The sequence below is a fragment of the Ensifer sp. ENS08 genome (assembly GCF_014852195.1).
Lineage (GTDB): Bacteria > Pseudomonadota > Alphaproteobacteria > Rhizobiales > Rhizobiaceae > Ensifer > Ensifer adhaerens.
The window spans coordinates 23,216-38,365 of the sequence record NZ_JACVBF010000021.1 but is presented as its reverse complement, the minus strand read 5'-3'; the positions used below and the strand labels follow the sequence as shown (position 1 = coordinate 38,365).

The 15,150-nt window shown below is 64.1% G+C and carries 14 protein-coding genes; 10 read left to right on the top strand and 4 right to left on the bottom strand.

What is annotated here, in order from left to right:
• The first annotated feature begins 156 nt into the window (after positions 1-156).
• Together IB272_RS30400 and IB272_RS30395 are read left to right on the top strand one after the other, a co-directional pair.
• On the top strand, positions 157-897 hold the full coding sequence (locus tag IB272_RS30400; RefSeq protein WP_034790032.1) for a response regulator transcription factor: 741 nt from the start codon (positions 157-159) through the stop codon (positions 895-897).
• Complete coding sequence (locus tag IB272_RS30395) at positions 894-2,987, top strand: PAS domain-containing sensor histidine kinase (RefSeq protein ID WP_060585777.1); 2,094 nt, start codon at positions 894-896, stop codon at positions 2,985-2,987. The genes IB272_RS30400 and IB272_RS30395 overlap by 4 nt, the downstream gene beginning before the upstream one ends.
• A 24-nt stretch (positions 2,988-3,011) precedes the next feature.
• Here IB272_RS30395 and IB272_RS30390 read toward each other — a convergent pair whose 3' ends face one another.
• Positions 3,012-3,809 carry a phosphatase PAP2 family protein gene (locus IB272_RS30390; RefSeq protein ID WP_060585781.1) on the bottom strand — a complete coding sequence of 266 codons (798 nt, stop codon included), beginning with the start codon at positions 3,807-3,809 and terminating at the stop codon, positions 3,012-3,014.
• Between the two features lie 369 nt (positions 3,810-4,178).
• Here IB272_RS30390 and IB272_RS30385 point away from each other — a divergent pair, with 369 nt between their 5' ends.
• The 4 genes from IB272_RS30385 to IB272_RS30370 all read left to right on the top strand — a co-directional run bounded on the left by IB272_RS30385 (position 4,179) and on the right by IB272_RS30370 (position 7,899).
• A complete protein-coding gene (locus IB272_RS30385; protein WP_034790028.1) occupies positions 4,179-4,874 on the top strand; it encodes a response regulator in 696 nt (231 codons plus the stop codon).
• The gene (locus IB272_RS30380; RefSeq protein ID WP_060585783.1) at positions 4,871-6,043 is read left to right on the top strand and encodes an ATP-binding protein; all 1,173 of its coding nucleotides are present in this window, start codon (positions 4,871-4,873) and stop codon (positions 6,041-6,043) included. Before IB272_RS30385 ends, IB272_RS30380 begins: the two co-directional genes overlap by 4 nt.
• 200 nt (positions 6,044-6,243) lie before the next feature.
• Complete coding sequence (locus tag IB272_RS30375) at positions 6,244-7,236, top strand: DUF535 family protein (RefSeq protein WP_089043680.1); 993 nt, start codon at positions 6,244-6,246, stop codon at positions 7,234-7,236.
• 249 nt (positions 7,237-7,485) lie between these two features.
• Entirely contained in the window at positions 7,486-7,899 is a 414-nt protein-coding gene (locus IB272_RS30370) for a GFA family protein (protein ID WP_113135511.1), read from the top strand.
• A gap of 54 nt (positions 7,900-7,953) precedes the next feature.
• Here IB272_RS30370 and IB272_RS30365 read toward each other — a convergent pair whose 3' ends face one another.
• The 3 genes from IB272_RS30365 to IB272_RS30355 form a co-directional block, all read right to left on the bottom strand.
• Positions 7,954-8,577, bottom strand: coding sequence for a LysE family transporter (locus tag IB272_RS30365; protein ID WP_113135512.1), 624 nt, complete (start codon positions 8,575-8,577; stop codon positions 7,954-7,956).
• 96 nt (positions 8,578-8,673) lie between these two features.
• Entirely contained in the window at positions 8,674-9,126 is a 453-nt protein-coding gene (locus IB272_RS30360; protein ID WP_089043682.1) for an Lrp/AsnC family transcriptional regulator, read from the bottom strand.
• Positions 9,127-9,214: 88 nt separating this feature from the next.
• A complete protein-coding gene (locus IB272_RS30355; RefSeq protein WP_034789995.1) occupies positions 9,215-10,273 on the bottom strand; it encodes a LacI family DNA-binding transcriptional regulator in 1,059 nt (352 codons plus the stop codon).
• 240 nt (positions 10,274-10,513) lie between these two features.
• Between IB272_RS30355 and IB272_RS30350 the strand changes: the two genes are divergently transcribed.
• The 4 genes from IB272_RS30350 (at position 10,514) to IB272_RS30335 (ending at position 15,150) form a co-directional block, all read left to right on the top strand.
• A complete protein-coding gene (locus tag IB272_RS30350) occupies positions 10,514-11,506 on the top strand; it encodes an autoinducer 2 ABC transporter substrate-binding protein (protein WP_090299213.1) in 993 nt (330 codons plus the stop codon).
• Positions 11,507-11,646: 140 nt separating this feature from the next.
• On the top strand, positions 11,647-13,161 hold the full coding sequence (locus IB272_RS30345; protein WP_192445655.1) for a sugar ABC transporter ATP-binding protein: 1,515 nt from the start codon (positions 11,647-11,649) through the stop codon (positions 13,159-13,161).
• A complete protein-coding gene (locus tag IB272_RS30340) occupies positions 13,154-14,155 on the top strand; it encodes an ABC transporter permease (RefSeq protein WP_134887680.1) in 1,002 nt (333 codons plus the stop codon). Before IB272_RS30345 ends, IB272_RS30340 begins: the two co-directional genes overlap by 8 nt.
• Complete coding sequence (locus tag IB272_RS30335) at positions 14,152-15,150, top strand: ABC transporter permease (protein ID WP_060643947.1); 999 nt, start codon at positions 14,152-14,154, stop codon at positions 15,148-15,150. The genes IB272_RS30340 and IB272_RS30335 overlap by 4 nt, the downstream gene beginning before the upstream one ends.

Sequence of the window (15,150 nt, the reverse complement as noted above, 5' to 3'; positions counted from 1 at the left end):
GCGGGTCGCAACCCGCAGAATGGTTACCGTTCTTACAACACGGATGCGGCTTTGCCGTTTCAAGATTACAAAGATTACAAATGTGACAATGCGGATAACGCGAGCCGCTTTGATCATTGGGGCAGCCCCGCCTATGATGGCGGCGGGAGGACGTGCATGCTGAGTGAGAGAATACGGATTCTGATCGTCGAAGACGATCCGGACATGGCGGAGCTTGTTTCCGATCTGGTGGAGGCCGAAGGCTGGATGCCGCTGACGGCGCCATCGGCGGAGGCCGCCGCTGTCGTCCTCGAGCGGGAAACGGTGCACCTGGTGCTCGTCGACCACAACCTGCCTGGAGCCTCGGGCCGAACCTTTGCCCAGCGGCTGCGGGCGCGCACCAATATCGGCATCGTCATGGTAACGGCGGCAGGCAGCGCCGCGGATCGGGTGCTTGGACTGGAGACGGCCGCCGACGATTATGTCGTCAAGCCGTTCGAGCCGATCGAACTGACGGCCCGGATCAAGGCCGTGCTTCGACGGACTTACCCGTCGCTGAAGCCGGAGCGGGAGACCGAGCGCGAGCACGAGCCCGCGGCGCTGAAACTCGGCGACTGGTCGATCGACCTCAAGAGCCGGCGCGCGGTCTGCCTTTCCGATGCGACCCGCTCGCTCACCAGCGCCGAGTTCGCTCTGCTGGAAATTCTCGCGGAAACGCCGAACACGCCGGTCACCCGCGCCCATATCCTCGATCGGCTGGGCGCCGAAAGCGATCGCTACATCGACCGCAACGTCGATGTGCTCGTGCTTCGGCTCCGGCGCAAGATCGAGCGCAATCCGGACCTTCCGCGCCACATCAAGACGCGGCGCGGCAAGGGTTATGTGCTGGACACCGACGACGACGAGGCCCGGCCGTGATCAGCCGCCCGTTCCTTTCGTCGATCGCCTTCCGCCTGCCGTTTGCGATCGTCTTCATCTGCGTGCTCGTTTTCAGCCTGGCAACGGTCGCCGTGTTCGGCCTGCAACGGGCGCGTGACGAGATGGCGGCCTACGGGCTGCAGGCCTTTTCCAGCCTTGCCAAGGCCTCGCTGGTTTCGCGCCAGGTTTCCGATCTCGTGTCCAGCGCGCCGTTCCTGATGAACGCAACCTCGCCCTATCGGGTGTCGAGCGAAAGCCGGTCGGTCGTCGCGCAGGTCGACGTCCTGCTTCAGACCATGGCGCCGGAGACCGGCAAGACAGCGGTCGAGGGCTTTGCCAGCGCCCACATCGTCGAGTTGCTGGATGCGATCCGCACACAGACGGTGACACTCGCCGCCGACGCGGATTCGGCCCAGCAGTACAAGGCCGATGCGGCAGCAGCGCTCGGAGAGATCGCCACCGGCAACGGCATAGCCGACGCAGAGGTTCGCCAGAGCCTCAACGCGATCGTGCAATCGGCATCCAATTCCGACAGCCTGTTCCAGCTTGGCGAACTGCGCCGCCGCTACGTTGCCGTAACGACGCCCCGGCTGGCGCCCGCCGGGCCGGATAGCCGGATTTCGGCAGCCAAGCTGACGCCCTATGAACGGGTGTTCGAGGCGCAGACCCACTATCTTCTGGAAATGTTCGCCATCCGCGCCGCGGTGGCGCGGCTGCACACGGTCTCGCGCGATCTTTCGCACGCCACGGAAACACAAAGCGAGGCCGTTGCCCGGGGGCTCAACGAGGATCTCGCCTCGACCTCTGATGCGCTGAGCCGACTGCTCGTCATCGTCGCGGTCTCCGCCCTGCTGGTGCTCGTCATGGCGATCTTCTCGATCCGCTCCGTCATGCGGGTGTCGCGCGGGATCGTGTCGCTCTCCAAGGGCATGAACGCGCTTGCCCAGGGGCGCCGTGACGTCGATACACCGAGCTACAAGGGGACTGAGACCGAGTTCCTGCGGCTGCTTGAAGCCTTCAGCGCCTTCCGCGAAAGCGTCGAGCGCGTGTCGCGGCTTCGTCGGACGGCCGAGGCGGCGGCGCGCACCATTCGCTCGACCTTCCGCAACATGAACGAAGGGATCGCGCTTTTCGATCCCGGCGGCAAACCGATCACGATGAATCGTCGCGTCATGGAGCTCGTCGGCTGGCCAGGCTCGGCGCGGAAGCTTCCGCTGCGCCGGTTCGTGAGCCCAATGCCGGAGATCGATCCAACCCTCTTGCCCGCCGATCGCGACGCGGGATCGCTCGACGACCGGTTGGTGCTGCGCCATCGCTCCGACATGGGCCGGGTGACCGAAGTCTCCCTGTCGCGGCAGCCGGACCGGGGCATCGTGCTGCTGGCGCGGGACGTGACGGAGATCGACCGGCAGGAGGCCGAGGCGGCGAAGGCGCAGCGGCTGGACGGGATCATGAGGATGACCCACCAGGTGAGCCATGAGGTCGGCAACATGATCGGTATCATCACCGGCAGCCTGGGGCTGCTGGAGCGCGAGACAGGCTTCAGCGACCGGCAGAAACGTCATATCGCCCGCATTCGCAAGGCGGCCGACCGGGGGCGTTCGCTGGCCTCGAGCATGCTGTCTGTCGGCAGCCAGCATCCACTCCAGCCGGGCGCGCTCGAAATCGGCGCGGTGCTGCGCGGCATGGCCGACGTGCTTGAAATCGCCGTCGGCGAAAAATGCCGGCTCGCCTTCGAGATTGCGGACGGCTTGCCCAACGTGCATCTCGATGCAGCGCTCTTCGAGCAGGCGATCCTCAACCTTTGCCTCAATGCCGCCGCGGCGATGCCGCTCGGCGGCACGATCCTCGTCCGCGCGGGCTGCGTCGAGAGTGATGTCGTCGTCTCGGTGACCGATGCGGGGATCGGCATGTCGCCGGAGGCGGTGGACAAGGCGTTCGAGCCCTACTTCACCACCCGTGACCAGGAGGGCGGTGCCGGCCTTGGCCTCGCCGTTGTCTACGGCTTCGTTCGGCAAAGCGGCGGCGATGCCCGCATTCTCTCGCAGCCTGGGCGCGGAACGACGGTGGAACTCGTCTTTCCGCGCTGAAGCGATACCGGTTTCTCGGGCGCTCTATGGCGCGCTTCGGCGCGAAAGGCGCATCACGGCGGCATCGATCCGTTCGCCGTTGTCGGCAAAGACGGACCACAGCCACGCCATCAGCCACAGCATCAGGCACCACGCCAGAACGACATCGGACAAGTAATGCGCGCCGAACACGATCCGGTTCAGCGAGAAGGCGAGGACAAGGGGGACGAGGGCGATGATTGTCGCCCGTCGCCATTGAACCGGTAACAGCAGTGCGAGCGCCACGAGCGCGATCGCGGTGGCGGATTCGCCCGACGCAAAAGAGCAACTGCGCGAGCAGGCGCCGGACACTTGCCAGGCCGGCGTAAACGGCAGGCTGCCGCCGAAATCGGTGATCTCATGGGGGCGCGCCCGTCCGATCAGCCGCTTCAGCGCCTGAATAAGGAGCCCCGGCCCGAGCGCAAAGAAGGTCAGGAAGAACAGTGCCTTGTGCGGGCGGGGCAGCCATGGGCGGGGTGCGATGGCCTGCGCAACCAGAAGCGCCAGAACGCAAGGCAGAATGAAAACCGGCAAGATACGGTTGAAGTCGCGAAGGGCCCGCAGCTCCGGCTCCCGCGAGAGCGGAAAGTCGCCGGTGGCGAAGGCGGCCCAGCGCGAGACGGCAAGATCGATGCCGGGAAAGGCCATGAAGACGAAGGCCGCGCAAATGGTCAGTGCGCCGGCGGCCGCGATTGGCTGGTGTTCCAGGCGCGCGCGCGCCTGCCCCGGCCAGAGACGAGGATTGGCGCGCGGCCATCGGCCGCTGTCTGAAGAGGTCGCCGTGGATGAATAATGGCTGGGCATGCGGTCGCTCGCAAGTTGTCTGTGTGTGGGCCGGACACTTGCGCCGCTCTGTCAAGGCTGCGTCGAGGAACTGGGAGCGCTTGATGCGCAAGACCGAACGGTTGGCTGATACAGCTTCTGGTCGAGCGCGACCGACATGCGGGAAGGAGGTCTCCGGCACTCTGCCCCGCATTTCGGCCGCGGGGAGAGGCCCGTTTTGTCGGTTGTACGGCGCGTCCGCCGCCAATTGTCAAGAAACGGCGAAGATTTGTTCGGAGCTCTATCCGGAGGGCCGATCAAGCGACCATTGGGCCGCGCGGACGAATTGCAACGCGGGCTTATTCGTCACATAAGCTGCTGATCACAACATCAGACCCAGGGAGTTAGTTCATGGTCGATAAGGGTCTCATCCTTCTGGCGGAGGACGAGCCGGAGATTGCGCAGATCCTAGATGCCTATCTCGTGCGCGACGGTTTCCGGACGGTGCGTGCCGCCGACGGCGAGACGGCGCTGACCCACCATGCGGTGCTGTCGCCGGACCTGGTGCTGCTGGACGTTCGCATGCCGAAGCTCGATGGGTTCGAGGTTCTCGCCCGCCTTCGCCGCGAGGGGAACACGCCGGTTATCATGGTCACGGCACTGGCAGAAGATCTCGACCGGCTGACCGGGCTGAGGCTCGGCGCGGATGACTACGTGATCAAGCCGTTCAACCCGCAGGAGGTGGTGGCGCGCGTCAACGCGGTGCTGCGCCGTACCCGCAACGGCGCCGGCGCCACCGTGCTTCGCTTCGAGAGTGTCGAGGTCGATCTCGATGCCCATGTCGCCTTCGTCGAAAAGGCCGGCAATCGCCAGTCGGTGCCGCTGACGCTCAGCGAATTCCGCATCCTTGCCCACATGATCCGCCGCCCGACGCATGCCTTCGATCGCGCCGATATCCTCGACGCCTGCCTGCCGGACAGCGATGCGCTCGCCCGCACGGTCGATACCCATATCGCCAATCTCAGGCGCAAGCTGGAAGATCTCGGTGCCTGCGGCTTCTTCAGTGCCGTGCGCGGCGTCGGCTACCGTTTCGTGGAGCCCAGATGAAGATCGGTCTCTCGCGCCTGCCGCTCGGCATTCTCACCGCGCTCGTGACGATCGCGCTGCTCATCATCAGCGTGTTCATCATCTATGCCGGCGTCGAATTTATGGAGCCGCGGCTGGAGGCGAGACTGCTGGAGCGGATGCCTGCGGAGGCGGCCCAGGCTTACAAGGACATCAATGCCGGCAAGTTGCCGCGCCAGGAGTCGCTGCAAAAGCTACTTTCGACGATGCCGGAACTCGAAGACTGGGCGAACTGGGAGGTGGACAAGATCATCCTCGGTTTCGGAGCGACGGCAGTCACTTTCTGCGGGCTCGTGGGCTACTGGCTGGCGCGCAAGATCAGCCGGCCACTGGAAGTGCTGGCGCAGGCGACGCAGGACCTCAGGACGGGTGACTTCGCGGTGCGCGTCGGATCGTTTCGCAAGGGTGCCAAGGAGGTGGCGACGCTCGTGAAGACCTTCGATGAGTTGGCAGCCGAACTGGAAAACATGGAGAACCGGCTGCGCTTCAATACGATGGCGGTGGCGCACGAACTGCGTACGCCGCTGACGATCCTGCAGGGCAACCTTCAGGGAATGGCCGACGGTGTTTTTCCTCTCGAGCCGGAAAGGGTGCGGCAGTTGCTGCTGCAGGTGGAGGGGCTTTCCGCCCTGGTTGAAGATCTGCGTACGCTTTCGCTCGCCGCCGGCCAGAAGCTGGTCACCCAGCGTCAGACGGTGGACCTCGCCGTGGAGGCGACCCAGGTGCTTGGTGCGTCAAACACCCTGCTTGGCTCTGTTGGCATGTCGGTGGAGGTCGCGCTTGAGCCGGTGCGGGTCTCCGGCGATTCGCAGCGTCTGCGCCAGGCGCTGCTGGCGCTGATCGAAAACGCTACACGCTACGCCGCAGACGGCCGTGTCCTGCGCTGCGAGACCGGGCGGCGGGGTGCCGACGAGGCTTTTATCCGGATGCTGGACCGTGGTCCCGGTCTTCCGGACGACGTTTCGATCCATTCGATCGACCTGTTCTGGCGCGGCGACGCCTCGCGGTCGCGCGCGACGGGCGGCACGGGCCTTGGGCTTTCCGTCGTCCAGGCGATCGCCAAGGCGCATGGCGGACGGCTGGAATTTTCCGCGCGTGCCGGCGGCGGCGCCGTGATCACGCTCGTCCTGCCGCGGGAAATCGTCCTGTGAACGATTGGCGCAACAGCCGTTGCGCCAAGCAATTTTCCGCTTTTCCCGATCGGAACATCGGCGGCTTCGCCGCCGTCGCGCCCGCTTAGAATCGGCGCGCAATTGCCCACCGGTTCTCCGCAAATCCTTGACAGTGCCCGGGCAAACCTGAGCTCGGCCGAGTCCTTCGGCCAACAGCGTTTGCTCTCAAGGATAGCACCATGTCCCTGGAATTCAGTCAGGAATACAGCGCGGATCTGCGGTTGCCGGTCGATGGCAAGGCATTCGTCGGCGAACAGCTGACGCCTTCGGGCCGGCCGGTTTCTGCGCCCGTCGTCGGTGAAGGCTCGGGAGAGACGTCGATCACCAGCCATGTGCTCAAGCTCGGCCTGAGGGTGAGCTTGAAGCGCGCCGTCGTATTTTCCATGCGGTTTGCGCGCCATCCGTTCCTGACATCGCGCTGGATCGGCTTTCTAGGCGAATTCGCCGAACGCTACCGGCTGGGTCTGCCGCACGATGATCTCGTGCGCAAGTCGATCCCGACATTCTTCCTGCACGGCGCGTCGTCGACAGCAAGGCTCGACCTGCTGCTCAATCACTTCGATGTCGCAAGCGAGGTCCTGTCGCGACGTTCACTGATGGCCCTTTGGCGCGGCAGCACGCTGGAAATGGGCACGGTTTCCGGCCGCAGCGAGAACTATCGCATCCAGCTGCAACTGGCCGACCATGGCGGCGCCCGCCATGAGGGGGCATTTGCGATCCGGCTGCGCCGGCAGAGCGATGGCTATGCGCTCTGCACTGTCGGCTTCATCTTCGTGCGTTGCGAAGGCGACACCTATAGTCTCGCCATCGGCGGGATGCAGGGGCCGAAGGGCGAAGAGGCCAAGCGATCTCTGATCACGGCAACTCGCGATCTCGGCGGGCTCCGGCCGAAGGATGCGGCGCTGCTCGTCCTCAATGGCCTGGTGACGGAAGGCCACGCGGGCCACGTCTTTGCGGTCTCGAACGACAAGCACGTCATCAACCGCCGCCGCTTGAAGCGGCGCCGCATGATGAGGGCCGACCTCGATGCCTATTGGTGCGATCGCGGCGGCGTGCCGGCCGAGCCTTTCGGCTTCAGTCTGCCGATCGGCGACGACCCGGCGGCGCGGGACGGCAACAGGCGCGATCAGAGCAAACGCGCGTTTCGCGACATCGGCGCCTGGTTCTACTGAGCCGGTACCGGCATGTAAGCTGCCGCGATTACGGGATCTTCGTGAAGTCCATCTCGAAGGCGCCGGAGACGATCCGGCCCTTCGGCGTTGGCCCGGCTGCAGACGGGCGCACACTCAGTCATCGCCTCGCCTGCGATGCCGCCGACAACCAAAAGGGGCAGATATCACCCGAATTGCACGCATGGATGCCTCCAATTTTGTCGCGGTTGTTTATACTGGCGCCGATTCGAACCACAACTGGAAGTAAGTATGACGCGGGCCATTGCCAAGAGGCTTAAGCCGCACACGGGCGGATGCCTCTGCGGAGCAATCCGGTTTGAGGCGCTGGGGACGGCCGGAAAGCCGCATACGTGTTCGTGCAAGATGTGCCAGCGCCATTCGGGCGCCTTGACCCTGGCGTGGGTCGAATTCCCGAGCGAAGCCGTAACCTGGACCGGACCGGGCGGCGCGCCATCGGTCTATCGCTCCTCGGACTATTCCAGCCGCGCCTTCTGCCCGGCCTGCGGCAGCAGTCTCGGTGCGATCGACGATGCGCCGGTGGTTGCCCTTCTGCTCGGCGTCTTCGACAAGACGAGTGCCGTCGATCTGATCCCGAAGAGCCACAGCTATCGCACTGCCCGACCCAAGTGGTGGCACGTGGAGGCGGTGAAGCCCACGACCTGACGAGCAGGGGTCGAAAGTGATTGACGCAGCCGGTAGAGGCAGCGTCGACAGGGGCTAGAGCAGCCCCTTCACGGCGGCTCCGATGGCAATGATGCCGAAAGCGATCAGAACCAGCCCCGAAATGCGCGATACCCAGACGACGAAGCTGTCGGGCAGTCGCGTCCGGGCGATCGCAACGCCGCCGCTTAGGAAAAACCACCAGCCGAGCGATCCCAGGAAGACGCCCATGACCACGACGGCAGCGCTGAGCGCGTCGCCCGCTTCGGCAAGGCCGAGGCCGGCGAAGATCGCGGCAAAGGAGAGGATCGTCGCCGGGCTCGTCATCGTCAGGAAAAAGGTGGCGATGGTCGTGCGAATGAGATCGCGTCCGCCGACATCGGCGGCTGCCGTCACCGCCCTTGGCCGCAATCCGCTCCACCCGAGCCAGATCATGAACAGTCCGCCGGCCAAGCTAAGCGGCGTGGCGATGATGGCAAGGACCGCTGCGGAGGCCGCGAAGCCGATCGCAGCCAGTGCCGCATAGGTGGCATCGGCGGCGGCTGTTCCGAGGCCGCCGGCCACGCCCGCCCAGAAGCCGCGCTCCAGCGTGCGGTTGATGCAGAGCGCCCCGATCGGGCCTAGAGGGGCTGCGACCGCGAGGCCGACGAGGAGGCTTTTTCCAAACAACAATGTGGACATGGCATAGGGCTCCGGCCGGGGCATGGTTGCGCCGTTCGCTTCGAGGACGGTACATGCCCGGCAAACAAAAAATGTTGCAGCAGTTTGCGCGTCCGGTCAGGCGCGCGGCGCGGTCGTTGCCAGGCTTTCCCGCACGGTCGACAGCGCGATCACCGTTTCGCTTCGCGCCAGGAATCGCCGTTGCTTCATTTCGGCAAGGAACGGCTCGAGGTCGCCGAGCGATGGCATCCGGACCTTGACGCAATAGGACCAGGCGCCGGTGACATGGTGGCATTCCGCTACGGCAGGGTGACCGGCCATGAAGCTGCGGAACGCTTCCTCGTCCGCGTCCGGCGCAAGGCCGACCCAGACGAAGGCGAGTACGTCGAGGCCGAGCGCGCGATGATCGACCTCGACGGTGAAATTTCGGATCACGCCATTGGCGACGAGCCGGCGAATGCGTTCGTTGACGGCCGACGGCGACAACTCCACCGCAGCACCGATATCGGTCAGCGATCGCCTCGCATCGTCAGCAAGAATTTCAACGATTTTTCTGTCAACGTCATCCATTTCCAATGAATACGCTGTTTCTAATGGAATGTACAGATGATTTTTCTGTATGAAACCGCAGTTTCCGCGGAAACGTTGGTCGCCGGGGCTATTCGATGTCTTTCAAGGCGTCGAGCGGGCCGGTCAGTGCCGTGCGCGGCTGCACCAGTTCGGGCTGGATCAGGTGAATGCGCGGCTGCGGCCGGGCTTCCTCGATGACGTCGAAGGCCTTGGTGATCATGCCCTCGACGTCCTGGCGGATCATGATGACGGGGAAGGGCAGGAAGGACGCGAAGGGATCGTAATCGTAGCAGCCGACCACGAGGTCGGCGAAGTTTTCGTGCGGATGCCCTGCCATGAAACGCAGCAGCCCCTCGAAGTTGATCGACGAGTTGACGAAGAGACCACGCGGCAGCTTGCCGTGCTTTTCGTAGAAGGCCTCGAAGGCGAGGCGGGCATTGTTCGGCGCATAGCCCGTCGGCTGGATGCATTCGTCCGGATCGGCGCCGAGCAGTTCGCTTTTGACGGCACGGAAGCCGCGGATGCGCTCGCGGCTGGCATGGTCGTTGCGGCCGCCGAAAAGGTAGAGATCGTGCGGCGCAAGCGGGCCTGATGCCTGGAAGTGGCGGATGATCGCCTCCGTCAGCATTCGCCCGCCCTCGTAGTTGTCGCTGATGACGGAGGGCACCTTGGTGCCGGGCAGGTCGATGTTGATGTGTTTGAGGCCGGCCGCCTCGCAGACCTCGTGCACGCCGTCGGGGTCGGTCGCGCCGCAGATGAACAGCTCGTCGATCGAATAGGAGATCAGCGTTTCGGCGGTCTTGCGCTCTTCCTCCGGATCGCGGCTGGCACTGACGACGATCGGGCATTGCCCCTTGCTTCGGACATGCGCCTCGAAGGTCTGCGCCATCGACGAGAAGTAGCGGTTGTCATGGATCGGCAGGAGCAGCCCGATCAGGCCGGAGCGCGAACTGCGCAGTCCGCGCGCCTGGCGATTGGCCGTATATTGGTGCGTCTCGGCGAGGTTGCGGATCAGTTCCGCCGTGCTCTCCTTGATCCGGCGCTTCTGCCAGGTGCCGTTCAGGACCGCACTTACGGTTGAAGGCGAGCTTCCTGACAACACCGACAGGTCGTAGATCGTCGCTTTCTTCTTGCTGCTGCTGGCCAACGGTTTCTCCCCCTGGTGGTTTTAGTGCCGATTTCCCCTTGACGAAAGATTAAGTCTGCACAATAGTTCTTGCACCATCGATTGTGCAAACAAGAAATATCGATTGTGCACATGGTGTCGTCTGAGGAGGCGGCGTTTCAGGGAGGCGAGGAACACTTCGCCAGTGATGATTTGAAACTGGAGGCCGGCGCTGAGGCGACCGGGCGCGTTCCCCCTATGGGAACGAGTGGAGGAGAGAACATGATCAGGAAAATTCTCGTCGCCGCCCTGGCGACATCGCTGGCGCTTGCGAGTTCGGCGACCGCCTTTGCGCAGGATGCCGGTAAGGTCGGCGTCGTCGTCAAGATCGGCGGCATTCCGTGGTTCAACGCCATGGAAGCCGGCATCAAGGAACGCGGCCAGAAGCTCGGTATCGACGCCTTCATGGTCGGCCCGACCAGCGCCGACCCGGCGCTGCAGGTGCGCGCCATCGAGGATCTCATCGCCCAAGGCGTGAAGGTCATCGGCGTGGTGCCGAACGACGCCAAGGTGCTTGAGCCGGTGCTGACCAAGGCCAAGGAAAAGGGCATCATCGTCATCACCCACGAATCCCCGGGCCAGAAGGGTGCCGACTGGGACTTCGAGCTCGCATCCTCGACCGGTTTCGGTGAGGCGCATGGCAAGCTGCTGGCCGAGAAGATGGGCGGCAAGGGCGAATATGCCGTCTTCGTCGGCTCGCTGACCGTGCCGCTGCACAATGCCTGGGCCGATGCGGCAATCGCCTACATCAAGAAGAACCATCCGGACATGACGCTGGTCGGCGATCGCTACGGTGTTGCCGAAGACGTCGACAAGAGCCGGTCGACTGCACTCGACCTGATCTCTGCCCATCCGAACCTGAAAGGCTTCCTTGCCTTCGGCAGCCAGGGGCCGATCGGCGCCGGCCGCGCCGTCGAAGAGCGCCGCAAGGTCGGCGAGATCTTCGTGCTCGGTCCCTTCTCTCCCGGCCAAGGCCAGAAGCTGGTGAAGTCCGACGCGATCTCCGGCGGCTTCATGTGGAATCCGAAGCAGGCCGGCGAAGTCTTCGTCACGCTTGCCGACAAGCTGATGAAGGGCGAGGAGGTCAAGGACGGTGACGAGATCGAAGGTCTCGGCAAGGTCAAGCCGGACTTCGAAAACCGCAACATCATCGTCGATCAGCTCGTGCCGATCAACAAGGACACGGTCGCGGATCTCGCGGCCATGGGTCTCTGATCCTCAAGGGTTCTCCCGGCTGCTGGGCCGGCTTCGGCCGGCCTGGCAAGTCCCTCAACCGTACCGGAGCCGGATGAGGAAAGGTGTTTGCGGTTTCTGCCCGCATCTTGCTCGGACTTAACGTGATTTAGGGGCAGTCCATGCACCAGCTTGCGACCGCGGGAGGAAGCGAGAAGCCGCTTCTGGCCCTGCGCGATATCAATATGACGTTTGGTGGGGTTCGTGCGCTCAAGAATGTGAGCTTCGACGTCCGACCGGGCGAGGTTCATTGCCTTGCCGGCGAAAACGGTTGCGGCAAGAGCACGCTGATCAAGATCATCACCGGCGTTTACCGCCCCGCCGATGGCGCCTCGATCGAGTTCGATGGCGAAACCTATTTCCACATGTCACCGGTGACCGCGCAGGATCGCGGCATCCAGGTGATCTGGCAGGACCTGGCGCTGTTTCCCGAAATGAGCGTCGCCGAAAACATCGCCTTCCAGACGGTGCTCGGCCGCTGGCCGAAACTGGTCGATTATGGCCGAATGCGCCAGATCGCGACCGATGCGCTCGCCCGTCTTGGCGTGGCGCTCGACGTCGACCTGCCGCTCAAGGAATATGCGATTGCCCAGCGCCAGATCGTGGCGATCGCCCGGGCGCTTGTGGGTGAAGCGAGGCTCGTCTTCATGGACGAGCCGACCGCGTCGCTGACGCAATCGGAAACCGACCATCTGCTCGATATCGTTCGCGGGCTCTCCGGCTCCGGCGTCGCCGTCGTTTTCGTCAGCCATCGGCTCGCCGAGGTGTTGGAGATTTCGAGCCGCATCACGGTCTTGCGCGATGGTGCGCTGGTGGGCGTCTACCCCGCCGCCGGCATGACCCAGTCGCGCATCACCGAACTGATGACCGGCAAGACCTTCGACCAGCAGGTGCGCGCGAAATTCCGCGACGGTCAGCCCGTCGTGCTCGATGTGAAGGGCCTGTCCCGCCCCGGGCAATTCGAGGATATCTCGCTCTCGGTCAGGCGCGGCGAAACACTTGGGATTACCGGCCTGCTCGGCGCCGGGCGCACCGAACTGGCGCTGACGCTTTTCGGCATGCTGAAGCCGGCATCCGGTACCATTGCGCTTGAAGGCAAGCCGGTCCGCTTTTCGTCCAACCGCGATGCGATTGCGGCGGGCGTCGCCTATCTCTCCGAGGACCGGCTGACGCTTGGCCTCATCCAACCGCAGTCGATCGCCGACAATCTCGTGATTAGTTCGCTCGACAAGATCCTTTCAGGCGGACTGCTCTCCGAGGATCGCAAGCGCAGTCTTGTCGCGCGCTGGATCGCCGATCTCGGCGTCAAGATCGGGCTGCAGCAGGATGCGATCTCGACGCTTTCCGGCGGCAACCAGCAGCGTGTGGCGATCGCCAAGTGGCTGGCGACCGATCCGAAGCTCCTGATCCTCGACGCCCCGACTGTCGGCGTCGACGTTGGTGCGCGTGCTGGCATCTTCGACATCGTCGCGCGGCTTGCCGAGACCGGCCTTGCGATCATTCTGATCTCCGATGAGGTGCCGGAGGTCTATTTCAACGCCGACCGTGTGCTGCACATGGCGCAAGGCCGCATCGTCGGCAGCTATGATCCGCGCAGCGCTTCGCTCGCCGAGATCGAAGGAGCGGTCTATGCGTAGCTTCGTCCGCACCCACGCGACGGAAGTGTCGCTGCTTGCCGTCATCATCGCGATCAGCGCCGTGCTGTCGGTCTCGACCGCCAACTTCTTCTCGCTCGGCAACGCCTTTGACCTGCTGAACATCAGCTCGGTCAACATCATCTTCGCCGTCGGGCTGCTCGTCGTGCTGATCGCCGGTGGCATCGATATCTCCTTCGCTGTTGCCGCCTCGGTCGTGCAATACGGTACGGCCATTGCTCTTGGTTGGATTGGCGGCGGAGGTTGGATCTCAGGCCTTTTGATTGCCGGCTCGCTCGGCATCCTACTCGGCGCCATCAACGCCTTCCTGATCCACCGCTTCCGCGTCATCTCGATCGTCGCGACGATCTCGACCTTCAACATCTACTTCGGCCTCCTGATGTTTTTCACCAAGGGCGTGTCGATCTACGACCTGCCGGATTGGCTGACGGACCGCGTCATCCTGTTCGAACACGAGATGCCGGACGGAACCTGGATCGAGATCACGCTTCCCGTGCTGGTGATGGTGCTCTGCGTCATCGCCACCTGGGTGCTGATCACCCGCACCACGACCGGCCGCCAGCTCTATGCGTTCGGCGACAATCCGGAAGGCGCGCGCCGCTTCGGCATCAACATCGGCGCCATGCAGTTCATCGCCTTCGGCTGGCTCGGTCTGATGGCCGGCATCGGTGGGCTCATCCAGGCGCACTATGCGCAGGAGGTGGTGCCGAACGCGCTCTATGGTCGCGAACTCGACGTGCTTGCGGCGGTCGTCCTTGGCGGCGCGCGGCTTGGCGGCGGCAAGGGCTCGGTGCTCGGCTGCGTGCTCGGCGTGCTCCTGATCTCGATCACCCAGAACGGCCTCAACCTGATGGGCGTCTCGCCCTTCGCTTTCAAGATGATCATCGGCGCCATCATCCTCGGGGCGATCACGCTCTCCAACACCCGCATCGAAAGACTTCTGCCCTTCGTCAGCCAGAAAGGAGCCGGACGATGAGTGCGATCGTCGAACGCGTGAAGACCCTCATCGGTCCGGAAATAGCCGGGCCGGGGCTGGCGTTTCTCGCCGTGGTGTTGGTGTTCGGCATCGCCTCGCCGCAGTTCCTCAGCGCGGCCACCTTCGGTTCGGTCGCCTTCCAGCTGCCGGAGCTCGGCCTTCTGACGCTCGCGATGTTGCTGCCGATCCTGACGGGCGGGCTCAATCTCGCGATCACCTTCACGGCCAACATCGCCGGGCTGACGCTCGCCTGGGTGTTGCAGGCCAATGGCGGGGTGGAGGCCGGCCCCGGCGCTTTCCTGCTCGGTTCGGTGCTCGCCATTCTCGTTGGGGCGGCGAGCGGCGTGATCATGGGACTGGTGATCGCCTTTACCCGCGCGCATCCGATCCTCGTTTCGTTGTCGATGATGATCTTCCTGCGCGGCCTCGGCGAGTTCCTGACGCGCGGCGGCGACGTATCCGGCTTTCCGGCCTTCCTCGGTCCGCTCGGTCACGGCTCGTTTCTCGGCGTGCCGATCCCGCTGATCGTCTTTATCGTCTGCGTGCTCGCTTGGAACGTGCTGCTGACCCGCACGAAGCTCGGCTTCAACACGTACATGATCGGCTCCAACCTCGAGGCGACCCGCTATTCCGGCATCAACACCCGCAAGGTGATCGTGCTCGTCTATGCGCTCTCCGGCGCCATGTGCGCGATTGCCGGCATCATCATGCTGGCGCGCTTCAATTCCGTGCGCATCGGCCACGGTGAAAGCTACCTGCTGATCACGGTGCTCGCCTGCTTCTTGGGTGGCGTCAATCCGTTCGGCGGCTTCGGTCGGGTAATCCCTGTCTTTGTCGCGCTGGTGGTGCTGCAGCTTCTCTCTTCGGGTCTCAACCTCGTCGGCGCCAACCAGCATCTGGCGACCGCCGTCTGGGGTTTGCTGCTCGCCGGCGTCATGGTGCTGCGCTTCGTCGCGACGAAATTCAAGATTTCATTTGTCAGAAAGGAAACATGA